General features: G+C 36.0%; 16 protein-coding genes and 2 pseudogenes. 5 read left to right on the top strand and 13 right to left on the bottom strand.

All coding sequences use genetic code 11. The features are described 5' to 3' along the window. Positions 1 to 29: 29 nt before the first annotated feature. From RE409_RS29565 to RE409_RS29555, 3 genes are all read right to left on the bottom strand, one after another. Positions 30 to 773 carry a Fic family protein gene (locus RE409_RS29565; protein ID WP_201225555.1) on the bottom strand — a complete coding sequence of 248 codons (744 nt, stop codon included), beginning with the start codon at positions 771 to 773 and terminating at the stop codon, positions 30 to 32. A gap of 576 nt (positions 774 to 1349) precedes the next feature. Next, the gene (locus RE409_RS29560) at positions 1350 to 1541 is read right to left on the bottom strand and encodes a hypothetical protein (RefSeq protein WP_309559484.1); all 192 of its coding nucleotides are present in this window, start codon (positions 1539 to 1541) and stop codon (positions 1350 to 1352) included. A 125-nt stretch (positions 1542 to 1666) separates the two neighbouring features. Further along, positions 1667 to 1900, bottom strand: a complete 234-nt coding sequence (locus RE409_RS29555) for a hypothetical protein (protein ID WP_309559483.1) — start codon at positions 1898 to 1900, stop codon at positions 1667 to 1669. Positions 1901 to 2526: 626 nt separating this feature from the next. On the opposite strand from RE409_RS29555, the gene RE409_RS29550 reads away from it, so the two are divergent. Beyond that, complete coding sequence (locus RE409_RS29550) at positions 2527 to 2763, top strand: DUF2798 domain-containing protein (protein WP_201183570.1); 237 nt, start codon at positions 2527 to 2529, stop codon at positions 2761 to 2763. Positions 2764 to 2847: 84 nt separating this feature from the next. On the opposite strand, the pseudogene RE409_RS29545 reads toward RE409_RS29550, so the two are convergent. After that, positions 2848 to 3003: pseudogene (locus tag RE409_RS29545) on the bottom strand (dihydrofolate reductase family protein); the annotation flags it as partial. Between the two features lie 294 nt (positions 3004 to 3297). Between RE409_RS29545 and RE409_RS29540 the strand changes: the two are divergent. Beyond that, positions 3298 to 3540 carry a hypothetical protein gene (locus RE409_RS29540; protein ID WP_397444210.1) on the top strand — a complete coding sequence of 81 codons (243 nt, stop codon included), beginning with the start codon at positions 3298 to 3300 and terminating at the stop codon, positions 3538 to 3540. 125 nt (positions 3541 to 3665) lie between these two features. Here RE409_RS29540 and RE409_RS29535 read toward each other — a convergent pair whose 3' ends face one another. Then, positions 3666 to 4157 carry a DinB family protein gene (locus RE409_RS29535; RefSeq protein WP_098372726.1) on the bottom strand — a complete coding sequence of 164 codons (492 nt, stop codon included), beginning with the start codon at positions 4155 to 4157 and terminating at the stop codon, positions 3666 to 3668. Positions 4158 to 4405: 248 nt separating this feature from the next. Further along, positions 4406 to 5215, bottom strand: coding sequence for a helix-turn-helix domain-containing protein (locus RE409_RS29530; RefSeq protein ID WP_309559482.1), 810 nt, complete (start codon positions 5213 to 5215; stop codon positions 4406 to 4408). A gap of 203 nt (positions 5216 to 5418) precedes the next feature. Between RE409_RS29530 and RE409_RS29525 the strand changes: the two genes are divergently transcribed. After that, positions 5419 to 5967, top strand: coding sequence for an NADPH-dependent FMN reductase (locus tag RE409_RS29525; protein ID WP_309559480.1), 549 nt, complete (start codon positions 5419 to 5421; stop codon positions 5965 to 5967). A gap of 31 nt (positions 5968 to 5998) precedes the next feature. After that, complete coding sequence (locus tag RE409_RS29520) at positions 5999 to 6553, top strand: Rossmann-fold NAD(P)-binding domain-containing protein (RefSeq protein WP_309559479.1); 555 nt, start codon at positions 5999 to 6001, stop codon at positions 6551 to 6553. A 601-nt stretch (positions 6554 to 7154) separates the two neighbouring features. On the opposite strand, the pseudogene RE409_RS29515 reads toward RE409_RS29520, so the two are convergent. Further along, positions 7155 to 7445, bottom strand: a pseudogene (locus tag RE409_RS29515) (transposase); the annotation flags it as partial. Between the two features lie 317 nt (positions 7446 to 7762). On the opposite strand from RE409_RS29515, the gene RE409_RS29510 reads away from it, so the two are divergent. Beyond that, positions 7763 to 8071 (top strand): excalibur calcium-binding domain-containing protein, encoded by a 309-nt coding sequence (locus RE409_RS29510; protein WP_309559478.1) that lies wholly within the window; start codon positions 7763 to 7765, stop codon positions 8069 to 8071. 1367 nt (positions 8072 to 9438) lie between these two features. Here the strand turns inward: RE409_RS29510 and RE409_RS29505 are convergent. From RE409_RS29505 to RE409_RS29480, 6 genes are all read right to left on the bottom strand, one after another. Next, positions 9439 to 9654 (bottom strand): hypothetical protein, encoded by a 216-nt coding sequence (locus tag RE409_RS29505; protein WP_309559477.1) that lies wholly within the window; start codon positions 9652 to 9654, stop codon positions 9439 to 9441. 1293 nt (positions 9655 to 10947) lie between these two features. Continuing rightward, entirely contained in the window at positions 10948 to 11613 is a 666-nt protein-coding gene (gene deoC / locus RE409_RS29500; RefSeq protein ID WP_309559475.1) for a deoxyribose-phosphate aldolase, read from the bottom strand. A gap of 14 nt (positions 11614 to 11627) precedes the next feature. After that, positions 11628 to 12632 (bottom strand): substrate-binding domain-containing protein, encoded by a 1005-nt coding sequence (locus tag RE409_RS29495; protein WP_397444204.1) that lies wholly within the window; start codon positions 12630 to 12632, stop codon positions 11628 to 11630. Between the two features lie 3 nt (positions 12633 to 12635). Next, a complete protein-coding gene (locus RE409_RS29490; protein WP_201183945.1) occupies positions 12636 to 13613 on the bottom strand; it encodes an ABC transporter permease in 978 nt (325 codons plus the stop codon). Positions 13614 to 13631: 18 nt separating this feature from the next. Next, positions 13632 to 15113, bottom strand: a complete 1482-nt coding sequence (locus tag RE409_RS29485; protein WP_309559471.1) for a sugar ABC transporter ATP-binding protein — start codon at positions 15111 to 15113, stop codon at positions 13632 to 13634. Further along, positions 15079 to 16638: an FGGY-family carbohydrate kinase gene (locus RE409_RS29480; RefSeq protein WP_309559469.1), complete on the bottom strand. Its 1560-nt coding sequence runs from the start codon at positions 16636 to 16638 to the stop codon at positions 15079 to 15081. The genes RE409_RS29485 and RE409_RS29480 overlap by 35 nt, the downstream gene beginning before the upstream one ends.

Below are 16638 nucleotides of genomic sequence, written 5' to 3'. Positions count from 1 at the left end.
TAATCTTCTAATATTAGAGTTAAATTTCTTTATCTAATTGCATGTAAATGCTTCTTTAAGCTATCTTCAGCACATTCAGATATTAAATCAATAAAATGTTCAACATTTTGTTCCACACTTGCTGTTTCTAACGTTTCATAATACCTTATTCGTTGTTCATTTTCAGCTTTAACAATAGCAGGAGGATAGCCGTTCTTCATTAAAATTAAATTCATCAAAAGTCTTGCAGTTCGTCCATTCCCATCAGAAAAGGGATGTATATACACAAACTTAAAATGAAATAATGCTGCTAATTCTACAGGATGCAGTTCATCTTGCTTTTCTTCATACCAATTGAATAGGTCTTTCATTTCATCTTGAATTTGAAGAAAATGTGGAGGCGTATGTTTACTACCTGAAATACCAACATTAAACTGGCGATACTGTCCTGCATTTTTATTGTCGATATTTTTTAAAACAAGGTAATGGATATTTTTGAGTGTACTTTCATCTATAGGTTGATTTTTATTTACACACTCTTCAACAAAATCAATTGCTTCTGAATGATTAATAACTTCTAAATGTTCTTGAAGTTTTTTACCACCAATAGTTAAACCTTCTTCAAGCACAATTTTTGTCTCAATAAGTGATAAAGTATTTCCTTCAATTGCATTTGAATTATAAGTCCATTCCACACGATAAACCTCATAAAGATTTTTAACAGCTTCTGGTGGAAGTGGTCTGAGTTGGTCTAATTCATTCTTAAGTTTATTAATTAGAGTAAAATTCTTCATAAACATACACCTTCTTATATGGTAGTTGGTATCTTAAAAAATCATTCATTATATCTATTTTATTATCTTCAGTTTAACCTCTTAGGATAATTATACCAAACTTATAATTGCAAGTCTATATATTCGTTAAATTAGAATTTAACGCGAACTTTAAAATCAGTAAATCTCTCACCTTTTAATGTGTAGACATTGAGGAATTGTCTCTTTGGTTATTACTAATGTAGCTTTAAAATAAAGTTTGATTAAAAATATCCTATAAACCCTTATTTTATGTAAACAAAGAAGAATCCATTTTGAAAAAGATTGATCAAAATGGATTCTTCTCTACTAAATTTAAGTTTCGGTTTTATAAAAAAGTTTGATCAAATCACAGAGCCTTGTTCCGCAAACGCACCCGTTAGTAGATTAAGGAACTTTATTTCATTTCAGGCTTAATTATTTGTTCAAATCATTAGTTCTACAAAAAGAAAAATATAGAAAGCTAGTTTACCCTTATCATGCATATATTCAAATATGGACAAGATAAAGGGTGAATAATTGATGACCAAACAAACTCTTTTTAAAGGAACTATGATTTTAACAATTGCCGCATTCATTACAAAGATACTGGGATAAAGTATTTAACGCTTCTATTACCTCTTTTTTATCCTTAATCGATGTTTTCTCTAATTCACTTAACACAGGACATTCTTTAGGTTGTGCGTATCCTTGAATTGAACCAAAAAACAACATCGGAAAGGTAATAATCAATATATATAGCATTTTCATAAAACTCACCTCAAAAGTTATCTTTCCTAATTTTAAGAAAAATAGTCAAGTTTTTGAGGTGTAATGGCTCAATTGTTCTTCAACTAATCTGCCCCTTTAGTTCATTGAAGTAAAGCACACGTTAGTTAAAGAAAGATATACCTAATGAATGAATTTCCAGTTATAAAAATGAGTAATATACCACTTCCGATGAAAACAATCCGCCAGAACCAATAACTACTTATAAAAGGTAAAATATCGATTTTTCCTTCTTCAACTTCCTTTATACCCTTATACAACCACTTGTACTGAAACATACCAATCCATAGAAAAATAACTCCCGTTACAAAAACAAATGAACCACCTATCATTTCCTCCATTTCATCGAACTCCTTACTTTTTCATCCTACCAGTATCTTAGTGTATATTACTCTTCAACAAATCTGCCCCGATAGTTGCATAAAGAAAACCTGCCTTAAAGACAGCTCCGATCTTCAGCTAACGCACCCGTTAGTTTAAGTGTAATTCTTCACAATGTTTAATTACTTTATTTCACTTATTTTGTTAAGCACTAAAAATACTAATACCAGATACAACACAAAGCAATAACAGTAATAATAATCTTAACCAATCCATTGTAAGCCAAAAGTCTCCGCTAAATTTAAAATTATCCGTACCATACCTTACGATTGTGCCGTGCCGTACCGTACCTTACCCTACCAAAACATAACATAACATAACGGAACGAACCACACGATGTTGACCTATCTCATCAGCAATAAGGCGGTCACCCTTATTGGACGGTATTGGTATTGGCCTTACCGTTTCAACACTATATTTCTTCCCATACAAATTCACGCCAATTAGCCGTGATTAAATTCTTCTCTAAAACTACATTTTTAGATATTTGATTTACTAATGTACATATAGATGATAATATAAGTTCACTTAACCAAAATACATAATAGGTTAGGATTTACAATTTTTGAATGAATGGCGGTAAAAAATGAACATTAATTATAGATACAAGCGGATTATTTTTGCTCTTTTAATGGCTTTTTGTATGTCCTTTTTTATTACATTTATATTAGTCTCACTAAGTAATGGGTATAATAGTTTGTTTTTATCTACGTGGTTGAAAACTTGGTCACAGGCTTTTATATGGGCTCTTTTTGGTGCTTACTATTTTCCAGTATTAATACAAAAAATAATGCAAAAAATTAATTTTGTAGAAAGCGAGTAAATCTATTTTTTCTTCCCAATCGCTTTTGAAATAAGAAAAGGACAAGACATGTGAACGAGCTTCTACATTGTCTTGTCCTTTTTGTTATCTTTTCACTTCGTAATGTAGCTCAGCAAATTGATTAAAACGATTTATGCTCTTTAAAGTAAGTTCTGTTTCAAAATCAAGTTCTTTGAACAAAGGAATTCCTTTTCCAATTAACACAGGAGATACTGTAATAATCATCTCATCTACTAATTTATTATTGTATTTTCGTGTAATCCCTTCTTCAACTAACCTGCCCCGATCGTATTATAAGGTCAGCCAGTTATTTCTGGTTGAACAATTTTTATATCGATATATGATAACGGTAGCCGGGGTAGAACGTACCTGCCCGTGGGGCTTAAGATCCCGTTAACTAAACAGTTCGCCCCCTACTTGCTTAAACATGATTTGGCTGGTTGGGATCAAGATCTCGTATAACAAGCGAAGCTATGATACTGCAAGAAGGATTAGGGGTTACCGGCAATACTATGTTTTTGGAGGAGATAAAAAATGAATCCAGTGGTTGGTCTGGATGTAGCTAAAGGTGAAAGTCAGGTTCAAGCGTTCTTGGATAAAAAGAAGCCTTATCAAGGTAGTTTTAAAGTTACGCATACCATTGAAGGACTAGAAACACTATTTCAGTTTCTGAGAGAAATAGAACAAAAAAACGGGGATCAAACCTCCGATTGTATTGGAATCCACGGGGCATTATCATACGCCCGTTGTACTCTTCACAAACTTTTTTTATCTTAGGCTTTGTTAAATAGTATTGTTGTTTTTCAGGTATAAAATATGGGAACGTCCGATTTGGACGTTCCCGTTCTTATTCCATTAAAGCCCCCCTATAATGGAATAACTGTAAAGCTAATGAAGCTTTTTTAAAAGCTGCGTTTCGCTGCCCAAGCACCTTGCATTTTACTAAGGAATACAATTTGCCCAATATGATATGCGTCGTGCATTGCTAAACTCTTCAGTTCAAGCACTAATGAATTATCTCCTGGAATCTGTCTATACAAATCTTCATGTTCTGATTTTGCTAGTATTTTTCCAAGTTCACGATGAACATAAAAGTATTCTTGTTTTGTTTCCTTCCAATTTTCTAACGTCTCAGTTGGTAATCGAAATGTAGAGTCATTATTTTCTGCCTGTGGTTCATTCGCTGTTTCACCAAGAAATCGCATCAGATATCTCTTTTCAAAGAAAAGTAAATGACAAACTAATTCCCAAATGGAATTCATTGCCCCATCAGCTGGTTTCCAAATTGCCTGTTCAAAAGTGATGTCCTCTAGCACTTTTTCAAGTGGTGGAAACCAGTCTTCTTCATCTAAGCAGCTTGCCCATTGTTGTAACAAAAGTGTCTTTACATCCATTTTCCATTCCCTCCAATTTAATCCTAGATTGAATTTATTATTGCTTACCTTACAATAGATTCGCATCAGTTAAAGAGTATTCCTCTAGACAGAATTTCTTTTATTACTTGTTCCATTATTTCACCTTCTAAAAGATTAGGTTATCGTATTAATTATTGTTCAACTATTCTGCCCCTTTAGCTCCATAAGAAAAGATTATCGTTGCCATTATTGAAGTAAAGCACCTGTCTTTGTGACTCTCATAGAGGTTAAATTGAATTTTTAATGCGATATTTTTTGGGAGGAATGCCAACAAGTTTGTTAAATATTTTATAAAACTGACTAGGATTTGAAAAGCCTACTTCATAACTGATTTCTGTAATTGTTTTCTTAGTTGTGAGTATTAATCTTTGGGCATTCTCTATTCGCAAACATTGGATATAGTGACCAGGAGGGTAGTTTGTTGCTTTTTTAAAAGATCGTATAAAGTGATATTTACTTTGGTTTGCAACAGCAGCTAATTGTTTTATGTTGATATTTTCGCTGTAAGATGTATGGATATAATCCAGCACCTGGTTTAGTTGAAAATTTTCAGAATATACAGCTCTACTCTTACTTGAATGACTGCCTATTAAAAGTTGTGAAAAATAGCTAAAGATTTCATCCTCAATATAATTCTGATAAAGTGGGTCTTCTTTGAATAACCAAGCACTGGACCAACTTCTGATTTTTGATAATAATTGATTGGTTAAAATCAACTGATTTTCCTCGAATAGTACCTCACCGTTTAAACCTTTGTTTTCCATTAGCCATTCATTTAAAGAACATCGGTTCAATCCTATTAACAACATCTTATTTTGCCCTTTTTCAAATTGATGAGAATGTGTAGAACAAGGATTTGTAACGATAGCATGACCATTATTTAAGACATAATCACTATGATTCAAAGTAGTAATCAACTTCCCACTTATTGGGATAGAGATTTGATAAGAATCTTCATGGGAATGGAGTGGATCAGCCCAATTGGACTCACTTATTTGAAGGAACTTAATAAACTCTAATTCTATACGAAAGTCCATTTATGCCCTCCTCTACTTATGTTTACAAAAAGTATATCAAATATTGCTATAAAACTAAGCAATAATGGAAATGTCATGTTCCTCCTTCTTTGAAATAATAAGAATTAGAATTTCCCAAATGGACATTTTACTTTTGGGCCAAGATAGCATTTTTAGCAAGTATCATTTTATACCGAATATATCTTTTTATAGGAGAGGATCTCATGAAGTTATTAATTATTAGTGGTAGTACGGGGAACCCTTCACATACAAATGCTGCTTTGAAATATTTAGAATCATACCTTCTATTAAAGAACCATGAAGTCGTCTTTTATAACCTTGCAGAAGAAAAATTACCATTTGCTAATGCGAAATATCATCACAGTCCTTTAGAATTCCCAGATGCCATCGTTCAGGATTTTGTATATCATGCACAAAGTTGCAATGCATTTGTTATTGGAACGCCGAATTACCACAATTCATTTTCGGGACTTCTAAAAAATGCATTGGATATCTTGAATATAAAGCATTTTTACCTGAAACCTGTGGGATTGGTCACACATAGTGGTGGTATTAGAAGCACAGAACCATTAGGTCAGTTAAGACTAGTAATCAGGGGGTTACAGGGTATAGCTATTCCAACACAAATTGCGACATGTAACAGTGATTATATAAACAAAGAAACAGGATTTGCTTTAGAAAATAATCTAATAATTGAAAGAGCAATCGATTTTTGTGACCAATTGATTGAAATGACTGCGAAGTTAAAGTGATAGATTTTCAATGGAAGGGGTTCTGGTGAAAATGGGACACGTATTAGTCGTTGGTGGTACGGGAATGTTAGCAGATGTTTCTAAATGGCATGCACAACGCCATCATAAGGTATCGATAATCGCTCGGGATAAATTGAAGATGCAAAAAATAGAAACGGAGAGTTCTCATAAAAACAATTTATATCCTCTATATGTAGATTATAGGAATCTATCGTTGTTAGAAGAACAAATTCTATCAGCAATTGCTGTTAACGGCCCTATACAACAAGTTCTTGCTTGGGTTCGTTCAGACGCTTTAGAATCTCTACAAGTAATCATAAAAATTGTTTCATCGAAAGCAAAACAACAATGGGATTTATTCCACGTCCTTAGCAGTAAGACAAATGTTAAAGAAATAAAGATGCAAATCGACTTGCCATTAAATTGCGAATATAAACAAATTCAGTTAGGTTTTAAGATTGAAAACAACAAATCAAGATGGTTAACAAATCACGAAATTTCCCACGGTGTAATTGATGCAATTGAAAATAACAACGCATCTTTGCATATTGTAGGACAAGTAACACCTGAAGAAAGGAGACCGTAATTTTTCGAATTTAAACCATAATGCTTTTTAATAAAATAACCTCAGTGTTGATAGATTAACACTGAGGTTATTTTATTATCCTTATGGAACTCCCTCAGTATGATAGCTATATCTCTCGTATGCTCACTTATTCGCAGGATTTCATAACCCTTGAAAAACATTAACGGTTAAAAGCAATGAGCTCAGATCATTTTGGTTTCATGGAGGCATAGTTAAATAAAGGAGTAATAGGAAACTCCATATTCTACCATATAATGCACATAATCTCCACGCCGCCCCTGGAGGCTTTCCCTCCCATGTCTCAACGGGTCATCGAAAAATTGCCCTCTCATTCCTTCGTCATGCCTATCCAAGGGGTGGAGGCCAGTTATGCTAACCTAATGGGTCGGTGCCCTTTTGTTCAAGAAATCTGGTACTCCGTGCATCTTTGAAATCCTACGAATAAGAAAACATTCGACAAAAGATAAGCTGAAAATAAAGTATTAATTATTTTCAAGTGAGGTTCCCTTCGAGAACCTGTAAAGCAGATTTATTCAATAAAAACTAGGCTGCTAGAGCTGAAAAAGGTTGTAATTTTTCTGGGGAATAAGATTCATTTCGTTTGGTTAGATAACCATTTCGATAGATTAATCCAGTAATGACCTGTAGGTTCCATCCCGACAATAGTTGTGTCTAAGCTGTTTTTACCTTTTAGTTTATTAATCCATTCTAGAAATCTGTTAAAGCCTTCTTCGTTATTTTCAAAAGTAAGAGGATCACCTACCACGATTCCTCGATAATTTACAGCTCGAGCAACGTGAAATTGTTGGGCGATATCCACGCCAACAACGAGATGTCGATCAGAAATTCGTTCAATGAGTTGATTTTGTTTGTCCTGCATTTTAAAATTCATATTAGGGTTCCTCCTAAGGTTTTGAGTTAGAGTGATGTCTTACTCATATCTTACTGAGGAGCCCTATTTTTTTCAAAGTTAATAATTAACGCTCTACAGGAATGCTCACCTTTGAAGCATATTTTGCCCCTTTTATATATCTCCCTGGCCCAAATCCGACAAGCCCCATTTAACAACATACCCCAAATAAAGTCCCCCACCGAACAAAATTTCTGCATTAGTCTATTACTCTTAGATATATTTATCGTAAAATTTGAAATGAGTTATTCCTTTTTATGGGTATTCTAGTATAATTTAAATACAAAGGAGTGATATTTTTGAACAAAATAATATCTTTAGCGGCTGCTACAAGCCTTATTATTGGTGGGATAGCTACATTTACACCGGTTCAAGCAGATGCAGCAAGTGGTATTTATAAAAATTGTACAACGTTTAACAAGACATATACCAAGGGTGTTGCGAAATCTTCAAGTACGAAAAATAAAGTAGTTAACAAGAAAACGAAAAAAGTAACGTATAAAGAGCTGTCTAAAGGCACTAAGATTTCCGCTAAAATTTATAAGAATGCGATTAAAGAAAATTCTGATTTAGATCGTGATAATGATGGTATTGCATGTGAAAAGTAACCAATCATTTATTAATTGGGAGTTTTAAGATACTCCCTTTAACATCGAAAATACGGGCGCACAATACTCCTGTCTTCAAAATGAAGAAACCTAAATATGTAACTTCATTTATAATTGAAGCGTCTGTGGAGGCAATATACGTATGTACCTCCATCCTTAAACCTTAATCGATAAGGAGAGTATTCAGGAAAATAATTTACTCCAAAGCTCTGATGAGAGAACAACAATAGCTTCCGCTCCATATTTATTTAATATGAGCGGAAGCCTATACAACCGTTTGGTTTTCGGCCCGCTATCTAACTGTCTACGCTTAAAGACTAGAGTTACCTTTAGCCCTCCAAGACTCGCTACGAGCGAGTGGCTAGTTCTTACTCGGCGGGAATCCCACCCGCTATATGGATACGACCTAGACTCGGCCGCACCCGTTAGTTTAAGGATTACGAGGGCAAAACAATGCGCGTCGTGACAAGCCTGTTGAACGTCAAACCATAAGAAATTGCTGGCATGTCCATATCAACCGGGGCAATCGAATCGTTTTTTTCGTTGGATCAAATAAAATCTGAACCTGCCGAATCTTTTTAGAACAACGCCCAATTCGGCGTTTAATCAGCTTTTCGCTGCCTTGATTGCGTACGTTTTATTGAAGTCTTTACACACCACGCAAGGACAAAAGAAAACGTACGAAAACCCTTGTCATTTGCAGGTTTTTACACGCCTGTTTCTTTGTGCTGCCCTGCCAGTTGATGGCTTTGGCGCATCATGAAATTCTGGCGTATTATCGTAAACTGCATCAAGAACTCACTGGATGATTTTAGTTAATATGTGGTTCAATGGTATCCAATCTCAAACTGGTGATTGTGCTTATTCCAAGTGGGACAATTACACAGTTACTCCTACAGATAAAACAGTGACGGCAGTAGTTACAGCGCTGCCATCTTATCTAAAATACCATATGTTGGCTTTACTGCTTCCACATTGGCTGGTGTAATGATAGCCTATAAAATGAAAACTGGTTATTTCAAAAAAAGTGGGGTTACAAGAGCAGATACGAGTCCAGATTATGTGTGGAACAAAACAACTGTGAATTTATATAAGACTGTAAACGTACTATTCTGTTATCCTCTAAAACAAGTACACCATCGAAAGTGCGCATCTATTAGGATAGAAACAGAGGTAATTTAAATGACTTTTAAAAAAGCCTTTAATATAGGGTACGTAATAGTCCTAGTTTGTCTAGCGGGTTTATACTTTCTTGTCCCTGATGATTACGCATGGATTGCTATTGTTGTATTAATGATTTTTTTTAGAGTATACCAGTTAATTATCGGTATTAGTCTAAAACAGAGAAGTAAGCGTAACAATTCAAATTATGACGTGCAATGTATTAGGAATGATTTAAAACCAACCATATGGATACAGTTCTTCTTCTTTCGGTCTTCTTCCGGATGGTAAGAACATTCTTTTTCTACCATTCTCTTGTCGTACTTCAAGTGTATCGATACATTCATCACACAATGGAGATAAACAGGAATCATGTTTAATGCCTTCCCAGTCACGATAGATAAATGTTTGTTTTGATTCATCTACTCTGTTGGTTAAGCAATTATTACAATCAGTATTTAGGATATTCATTAAAACCACCTTCGTTATATTTTCTTTGGAGCAGCAAAAGATACGACCACCGCAAAAAGACAAATGGATAAAGGCAATTACCTGTCGAGCAAAACAACTGTGAATTTATATGAAGACAGTAAACGTACTATTCTGTTATCATCTAAAACAAGTACCCTTTGAATGGAAGCTTGAAAATACCCATTCAAAGGGCTTTTATTACATAAAAAAAGAACAGTGGTAGCTGTTCATTACTTGTTATTTTTCTTCTCTGAGTTATGTTGCTCAATTAATCTAGGGACAGAGGTTTTCAAAAAAACCGGACATTTCTCTCATAGTATCAGCAGAAATAAATTAGGTGGCTGGATTAACTTATATATATTCAGGAATAAGCGGTTCCTTTGGATCTGTCAAGTTAATTAAACCTTCCTTCCTTTTCTATTACCTATATATTTCTCTATACATCACTAAGATTCCTACAAAAAAAAGAACAGTTTTCACTGTTCTTCCGCTTTGTCTACAAACTGCGTGCATCATTGTGGTGCACTAGTTCTGTGCGAATCATTAATGAGCGTCTCCTTTTATATCCTCGTTAATTTCCTGATATTTCTTTATTACCATCAGAAAACGTGGGGATATGGAATATTAAGGGGTTTTCGTTAAATCCTCTTTTATTCACTCATTCTTACTCTACCCAGTGGGAGGAAATCCTATTCATAGTGGTCTTGAATAAGTCTCTTCCTTTCAGTCTATGGGCATTAAGAAGAGTACGTCTGATATCTACTATCTCTTTTATCCCATTTCTGTGTCTTTTTTACCGAGCTGCTCATTCCCTTTGGTATGTCATATAATATTTAGGATCTTGAAAACCATGGTGAACTTCGCATATAACCCGTATAGGTTTTTAAATTCCTTCAATGCTAAGGCAATTCGAACCCCCGTAGTCAATCTTTTGAGCAGAGGTAGATACCTTAATGGCGATTTTAAACCTCCTTCTTTATTTACTGCTAAAAGCAGTCATTATATATCCCTACTACCTCGTCATTCAACATAACCTTGGTAGAATATTAATGTATTAAACCGCTCTAATTTAGGGATGAAAAAGGGCGATATTTCTTACGCGAAGGAAACATCGGCCTTTAGCTTTATTGAATAAGAGGAATTAATGAGTGTAAACTTTCTGCTCACAATGATAAGGCATAAGCTAACTTCTTAAGAAAGTAATTCTATTTTTAAGAATCTTTAATATTGTATTCCGTCATTTATTAATAGTCAGGAGTGGCTACTTTTCCAGTAAATATTTGGACACCTGAACTAGACCCTATTCTAGTTGCCCCTGCCTCTACCATAGCTTCTATATCTTGAAGGGTTCGGACACCCCCTGAAGCCTTAACTCCGATATTTGGCCCAACAGATCTCCTCATTAAAGCTACATCCTCAACAGTTGCTCCGTGTAAGGAAAATCCTGTTGAAGTCTTAACATAGTCGGCTCCAGCTTTTACCGATATTTCACAAGCCCGCACTTTCTCTTCATCTGTTAACAAGCAAGATTCTATAATGACTTTCACAATGGTCTTTTTATTTACAGCTTCTACAACGGAACAGATATCGCGCTCTACGAGTTCATCATTTTTATCTTTCAAAGCACCAATATTTATGACCATGTCGATTTCTGTTGCTCCATTCTCCAGTGTATTTATTGTTTCAAATGCTTTTGTTTCAGGAGTATTCGCACCTAATGGAAAACCAATAACCGTACAAACCTTTATATCTGTATCATGTAAGATTTCAGCTGACTTCGCTACCCAAGTTGGATTCACACATACGGAGGCAAATCCGAATTGTTTTGCTTCTTCGCATAACTTAATAATGTCTTCTTTCTTGGCTTCAGCTTTAAGTAAAGTATGATCAATCAATTTTGCATAATTCATTTCATTCATCTCCATTATTTTATTTCCGCGAATTTTTTCGAATCGTCCACATAGTTTGTTGCATTTTTATCATCAATTAATCCTGTATCTGCATTCATTACTTTTTCAACGTCTTCTCCATTTCCTGTTTTGATTGCTGTTTGGATAGCAAGTGTCCCAAGGGAAATCGGATCGTTGATAACTGTTGCATGAAACGTGCCTGCTTCAATTTTTTTCACGGCTTCCATTAACCCATCGATTCCAACAATTTTAACATCTTTCAGTTTTCCTGCCTGCTCTAATACTTTCATTGCCCCAAGTGCCATATCGTCATTATGAGCGTATACCAGTTTTACATCCGGATGAGCCTGCAGTAAATCCTGCATAGATGAAACGGCTTTTGCACGTATATACTCACTGTAAGGACCTTCAATAATCTTAATTCCCTTTTCTTTCTCTACAACTTCATGAAATCCATCATGACGAGCCTTCATAACTGTGCCACCAGCGTCCCCTTGTAATTCAATAACCTTACCGGTAGCTCCTTTACCCCCTAGAAGCTCGACAGCTTTTTCACCAGCAAGACGACCCATTTCTACATTATCCCTGCCAATATAAGAAACGACGTCTTCTTTTGTTTGACGATCCACTGTGATAACTGGTATACCCGCTGTTTTAGCTGCTTTTAAAGCGGGTGCTACAGCTGATGGATTGACCGGATTAATGAGCAAAACATCGATTCCTTTTGTAATAAGAGATTGCACATCTGTATTTTGTTTTTCTATATCATTTTGAGCGTCCACTACGATTAATTCGGCGTTCTCTTTTTTAGCTTCTGCTTTAGCTCCATCAACCAATGATGTATAAAAAGGAGATTCAAGAGTTGCTTGGGAGAAACCAATCACTAATGATTCACCACCTCCATCTTTACTTGTGTTTGAACCAGAGTCTTTTGCTGCACCGCCTCCACATGCCGTTAACGTAAACGTAAGTGCCATTGCCACTAAACCTGTCATCCACTTTTTCTTCAAATTAAACACCCCTTATTTTTTATTAATGATATATTGGTTCATAATTAATGCTAGTACAATGATTAAGCCCATAAATATAGATTGGTAGTAAGATGATAAACCTAACAGGTTGAAGATATTGACGATCATGCTCATGATCAGCACACCAATGAATGTTCCACCTATGCTACCTTTTCCGCCCATAAGGCTTGTACCACCTATGACAACTGCCGCGATAACATCTAACTCAAGACCAGTACCAGCCGTTGGTTGTCCGACGGTTAGCCACGCGCTCATGAGAATGCCGGCCACTGCCGCTAACAACCCTGCGATTACGAAACACCATGTAACATACTTCTCGACTGGAATACCCGAGAGTCTAGATGATTCTTCATTTCCGCCTACTGCATATATTTTTCTTCCGAATGTTGTGTATTTTAAAACCACCAGGGCTACAATCGTTAAAGCAATCCAAACAATCGCGGTGAATGGAATCTTTCCAAAAACATTCCCGCCCAATGCTGTAAAGCCTTCCGGGAGATCGTATATTGGCTCTCCATTTGTTGATAGTAAGGCAAGTCCTCTTGCACTTACCATCATGGCAAGAGTTGCGATGAAGGCCGGAACTTTAAATTTAGTGGAAACAAATCCATTTACGAAGCCCAAGAAGGCTCCTGCTATAAGTGTAATGACTATGGCTAGTATAGGATTCATTCCTGTACCGAGCAAAATCGATACTAACATGCCTGTTAGCGCTAACACTGCTCCAACAGATAAATCAATACCAGCAACTAAAATGACAAACGTCATTCCAATACTAACGATTCCTACAAAAGAAGACTGTTGAAGAAGATTCAGTAAATTTTGTACAGAAAGAAATTGATCAGATAGTATGCTGCCAATCAGGATGAAACCTAAAAAGATAAAGAAAAGATTATACTTCTTTAAAATATTCTTAATTGAAAGGGATTTTGTTTGCTTTACTCGAGCTACTTCTATATTTGCATTCATAGTACGCCTCCTTTTGTATTAACCAGATACGGCGATATTCATAATTTCGCTTTTATAATTGGAAGGGTGCGAAAATTCCTTGATCAACCTACCTTCAAACATTATCAGTACCCTGTCACAAACGGTGAGTAATTCTTCAATTTCTGATGTTGCCATTATTATGCTAGTCCCTTGATTTGAAAGTTCCTTCATAATGCCATAAATTTCGTCTTTTGCTCCTACATCGATTCCTTGCGTAGGTTCATCGAATAGTAGAAGTTTGGATTCATTAATGAGCCACCTGGAAATTATGACTTTTTGCTGATTGCCCCCGCTTAGGTTCCTCATGGGCACATCACTACCGCTTGTTTTAATATTTAATTTCTTAATCATCTCTTGCATAACCATTTTCATTTGCTGTTGTTTTACAAAACTCCGCTTAGAAAAGGTGTGAAGGGAAGGCAGAAATGCATTTTCTAAAATGGACAAGTCCAGGTTAGCCCCTTCAGTTTTTCTATTTTCCGGCACAAGTCCCATGCCAGCATCCACTGCTTTTTGTGGAGAGGATATACTCTTTTTCATCCCATCCATCATTAGTTCCCCTGCTTGTATCGGATCTGCTCCGTATATCGCTCTTAGTAATTCCGTCCTTCCAGAACCTACCAGTCCGTATAAACCAACGATTTCTCCTTTACTTACTGAAAAAGAAACGTCTTGTATTTTATGATTTGTAAACCCTTTCACTTTTAAGAATTCTTCCCTATTTGTTTCTGTATGGACCTTATCCCTTTTTTCAATAGAACGTCCGGTAATGTGGCGGATTAAATCAGGCTGTGCGAGATTCTTCATCTCATCTGTGATAACCCATTTTCCATTTCTAAGAACGGTTACCCGGTCTCCCACAGCGTATAATTCTTCGAGTTTATGAGAAATATAAACAATCGTATACCCTTGTTTTTTTAATAGTTTTATAACATCATATAGTTTTAACACTTCATCATTGGACAATGCAGTTGAGGGTTCATCCATGATTATTATTTTGCATTCAGCTGCTATGGCTTTTGCGATTTCCGTCATTTGTTTTAAACCCATACTGGCCTTAGATGTTTGCATGGTAGGTGATACAGATAATCCTAGTACAGAAAATAGCCTTTTTGCCTCTTCATTGATCTTTTTCCACTTTACAAAGCCTCCATTTGGCTTTAGATAGTTTCCAAGGAAAATATTTTCTGCTAAACTCAATTCTTCTACTAGGGAGAGCTCCTGATAAATAGTTGAGATTCCAAGAGACATACTATCAACAGGTGTTTTAATCGTTACCGGCTTTCCTTCTAATCTTATCTCGCCTTCATCTTTTGTATAGACACCTGATAAGATCTTCATTAAAGTAGATTTTCCAGCTCCATTCGCCCCAATTAGACAATGTACTTCTCCTTTTTTAAGATTGAAGTTTACATTTTGCACCGCTTTCACACCTGGAAAAGATTTAGACACTTGCTTCATTTCGAGTATGTTGCTCACTCTGGTCCCCCCCTCCATTTTTCAATCGTTTCATAATAGGAAATAATACCTGATTTAAATGTAAATAGATTTCAAATAACTTATCGTATTTTTTTGTTTTCTCCATATCTGGGTAATAGGTTTTTTCCATCTCTACCATAGATATCGACGCATCCTTCAAGGTGGGGTGGAATCCTAGACCGTATGAAGCGATAATGGCTGCTCCTTTTGAACCGGTCTCAATATCTTTAGGAATCGAGATTGGAAGTCCAATGACATCACTAATGATTTGCATCCAGCAAGCATTGTGTGTTCCACCACCCCCTGCAATGATTCTTTCAACTGGGATCGAAGAATGATTCATGGTTCGGATTACATTTTTTGTACCAAACGCAATCGCTTCAAGAATGGCTCTATAAATGTGATATTTGTTATGTGATAGTGTAAGACCAACAAAGGCACCAGTAGCATATGGCGTCTTATATGGCGTTCGATTCCCTTTCCAACTATCTAAAACGAGCAACCCTTCACAACCTGGATCAATCTTATTAATTTCCATTTCAAGTTCTTTGTAAATTTCTTTTTTGTCCGTCCGGTGTCCATAAAACTCTTGTAGAAACCATGAAATGATAGAGCCGCATGATAATTGACCACCTTCAAGAAGCCAGTGTTCTTCAAGAAGCGGTGAATCATAAGGACCCCAAAGTGAATCATTAAAAACCGGTTTATCGTGGTGCATTAAGTGAACAAAACTTGTACCCGTAATCATACTGAGCTGACCAGGCTCAAGAGCCCCTGAGCCAATCATACCGATATGGGCATCAATGCCTCCTTGAAAAACCGGTACTCCTGTAACCAAGCCTAAATACTCCGCTGCATTGGATGTTATGTTACCCACTTGATCACCGACACTCAGAACTTTTGAAGGCCAGTGTTCAGTAATGCCTTCAAGACCAATCTCCTTGAAGAAGGATTCAGAAAATCCTTCTAGTCGATCAACATAATTCCATTTACAGCTGGCGTTACATTTTGATGCCACAAGCTCTCCTGTTAATTGATAATTGATCCAATCAATTTGTTCGACGATTCTTTTGCCTGTTAAGTCATAATGCTTTTTCAACCATAAGGATTTTGTAGTCATCCACTCAACTGATGTTTTCTTGCCAGAGAATAGCAGATGATTTTCCACTTGAAAATGCTGATTGCTATTAATCTCTTCTTCTTCAGCTGTAGCCCGCTGATCCATCCAGCATTGTGCTGGGGTTGTCGGATTCAAGCTTTCGTCTGTTAAGACAACGGTTGAAGAGGTAGCACAAAGCGATATCCCTTTTATCATTTTTGAATCGACCGCTTGAGTAACGTATTGCATGGCCTTCTGCAGCGCTCCCCACCAGTCGTTCGCATTTTGTTCGGAATACCCATTTTTTCTATGGTATGTTGGATAAGAAGCGCTTGCCGTATAAACATGCTTTCCTTCTACTGTGTAGACACCAACTTTTAAGGACTGTGTTCCAAAATCAATACCTAGTACGATATCGTTCTTCAT

Source organism: Peribacillus sp. R9-11, from assembly GCF_031345095.1.
In the GTDB taxonomy this organism is placed as follows: Bacteria; Bacillota; Bacilli; order Bacillales; family DSM-1321; genus Peribacillus; species Peribacillus butanolivorans.
The sequence above is the reverse complement of the archived record's forward strand: the minus strand, read 5'-3'. Positions and strand labels throughout refer to the sequence as shown.

Excerpts from the sequence above, each read along its gene's own strand:
- RE409_RS29490 (WP_201183945.1), bottom strand. The coding sequence starts at position 13,613 with ATGAATGCAAATATAGAAGTAGCTCGAGTAAAGCAAACAAAATCCCTT.
- RE409_RS29555 (WP_309559483.1), bottom strand. The coding sequence starts at position 1,900 with ATGGAGGAAATGATAGGTGGTTCATTTGTTTTTGTAACGGGAGTTATT.
- RE409_RS29565 (WP_201225555.1), bottom strand. The coding sequence starts at position 773 with ATGAAGAATTTTACTCTAATTAATAAACTTAAGAATGAATTAGACCAA.
- RE409_RS29560 (WP_309559484.1), bottom strand. The coding sequence starts at position 1,541 with ATGAAAATGCTATATATATTGATTATTACCTTTCCGATGTTGTTTTTT.
- RE409_RS29505 (WP_309559477.1), bottom strand. The coding sequence starts at position 9,654 with ATGAATCAAAACAAACATTTATCTATCGTGACTGGGAAGGCATTAAAC.
- RE409_RS29480 (WP_309559469.1), bottom strand. The coding sequence starts at position 16,638 with ATGAAGAACGATATCGTACTAGGTATTGATTTTGGAACACAGTCCTTA.
- RE409_RS29550 (WP_201183570.1), top strand. The coding sequence starts at position 2,527 with ATGAACATTAATTATAGATACAAGCGGATTATTTTTGCTCTTTTAATG.
- RE409_RS29525 (WP_309559480.1), top strand. The coding sequence starts at position 5,419 with ATGAAGTTATTAATTATTAGTGGTAGTACGGGGAACCCTTCACATACA.
- RE409_RS29540 (WP_397444210.1), top strand. The coding sequence starts at position 3,298 with ATGAATCCAGTGGTTGGTCTGGATGTAGCTAAAGGTGAAAGTCAGGTT.
- RE409_RS29530 (WP_309559482.1), bottom strand. The coding sequence starts at position 5,215 with ATGGACTTTCGTATAGAATTAGAGTTTATTAAGTTCCTTCAAATAAGT.
- RE409_RS29520 (WP_309559479.1), top strand. The coding sequence starts at position 5,999 with ATGGGACACGTATTAGTCGTTGGTGGTACGGGAATGTTAGCAGATGTT.
- RE409_RS29535 (WP_098372726.1), bottom strand. The coding sequence starts at position 4,157 with ATGGATGTAAAGACACTTTTGTTACAACAATGGGCAAGCTGCTTAGAT.
- deoC (WP_309559475.1), bottom strand. The coding sequence starts at position 11,613 with ATGAATTATGCAAAATTGATTGATCATACTTTACTTAAAGCTGAAGCC.